This window comes from Enhygromyxa salina (assembly GCF_002994615.1).
GTDB lineage: Bacteria > Myxococcota_A > Polyangia > Nannocystales > Nannocystaceae > Plesiocystis > Plesiocystis salina_A.
Genome location: NZ_PVNK01000060.1, coordinates 1 through 1548 on the forward strand (window position 1 = coordinate 1; position 1548 = coordinate 1548).

Consider the following 1548-nt stretch of genomic DNA (forward strand, 5'->3'; position numbering starts at 1 on the left):
GCGCAGGGGCGCTCGGACTTGTTGGTGAGGCTCTGTCGTCTCCGCTGTGGGTCCGCGCTGGGCCGCAGGAGGTCCGAGTTCGGGGCGTCGCCTCTCCATCTGGGGTGCAGAAGGCTCTTGGTCGCGCTTCACCATGTCGGTCGGTCCCGCGTCGAAGGTGCTTTTCGTACGGCGATACCCCGAACTCGGACCTCCTGCGGCCTTTCATGCGCTCTGCTCTTTGCGGGGGGGTGACCCCGCTTTGGGCCGTTGGGCGCCTTCTTGGCGCGGTCAGCAGGCGGCGCTCGCGGTTTGGGTCCGCGCTGGGCCGCAGGAGGTCCGAGCTCGGGGCGTCGCCTCTCCATCTGGGGTGCAGAAGGCTCTTGGTCGCGCATCATCTTGCGCTCTGCTCTTTGCGGGGGCGTGCCCGCTTTGGGCCGTTGGGCGCCTTCTTGGCGCGGTCAGCAGGGGGCGCTAGCGAAGGGGGTGCTCGAGGGTCCCGAGCTTCACGAAGGCGCGGTCTTTCATGATCACGTAGACCCGGTCTTCGAAGCGCAGATCGCCCTGGCCGTCGCTCTGGAGGATCTGGAGCTTGCCCATGCCGTAGCCCATGGGGCCGCGCGAGTAGTAGTTGGCCTCGAAGCGGTAGGGGAAGGCGGCGGGCTTGCCCTCGATCGTGAAGCACTCCGGGCCGTAGCCCGTGATCACGTCGGCGTAGAGCTTGCCCCCCGCGGGCAACAACTCCGGCTCGGCGTAGTAGGCGTGGCCGCCCTTGCCGTCGTGGACGTGAAAGTCGACGTCGTTGGCGTCGGTCTCCCAGGTCATCACGAAGCGCAAGCTCGGGCCGCTGGGCATCACGCCGCCGGCTTTACGGACGCGGTCCTCGAGCTCCTTGCGTCGCTGGGGCTGGGCCTTGATCAGGGCCGAGGCGATCAGGCCGAGGTCCTCGGCGAGGATGCGCTTGACGCCCGCGAAGCGGTCGCTGGGGTATTCGTGCTTGGCCCCGGCCTCGATCGCATCAAGGGCGCGCTCGAGCTCGCCTAGGCGGACGAGGGCGTAGGCGTGGAGGCGGTGGCTCGCCGGGTGGTCGGGGCGCTGGGCCACGGCCTGGGCGTAGGTGTCGGCGGCCAGGCGCATGCCGCTCTCGCCGAGACGCTCGAGCCGGGCGCCCGCGTAGCGACGAAGATCGGCCCGCGCGGGGAACAGGTCGATCAGCGAGCCGTAGGCGCGGGCGGCCGCGCGGGGCTTGTCGAGGGCCTCGAGCGCCTCACCGACGGCCAGCAGAGCCAGGACGTCGCCCGGGCTCTCGTCGCGCCAGGCCAGCGCGAGCGCGAGCCCCTCTCGATTGCGCTCGGCGTCGAGCAGGGTCATCACGTCGTAGAGCTTGCCGGAGTAGGGGCTGCCCTCGGTCCGCCGGGCCTCGAGCTCGGCGGCGCGCTCCTGTTCGAGGATGCGCGCGTGTTGGGCCTCGAGCTCGGCCTCCCGACGCTGACGCTCGAGCTGCGCGGCCTCGGCCGCGATCCGGCGCTGCTCGAGCTCCTCGGGCGTCGGCGGGGGTGGGGGTGGAGG

1 protein-coding gene is annotated in these 1548 nt (G+C 71.0%); it reads right to left on the bottom strand.

Features of this window, described 5'->3' with window-relative positions:
* Positions 1–453 precede the first annotated feature (453 nt).
* Positions 454–1548: DUF2135 domain-containing protein (locus tag ENSA5_RS37060; protein WP_219906732.1), on the bottom strand; the 1095-nt coding region annotated here is incomplete at its 5' end.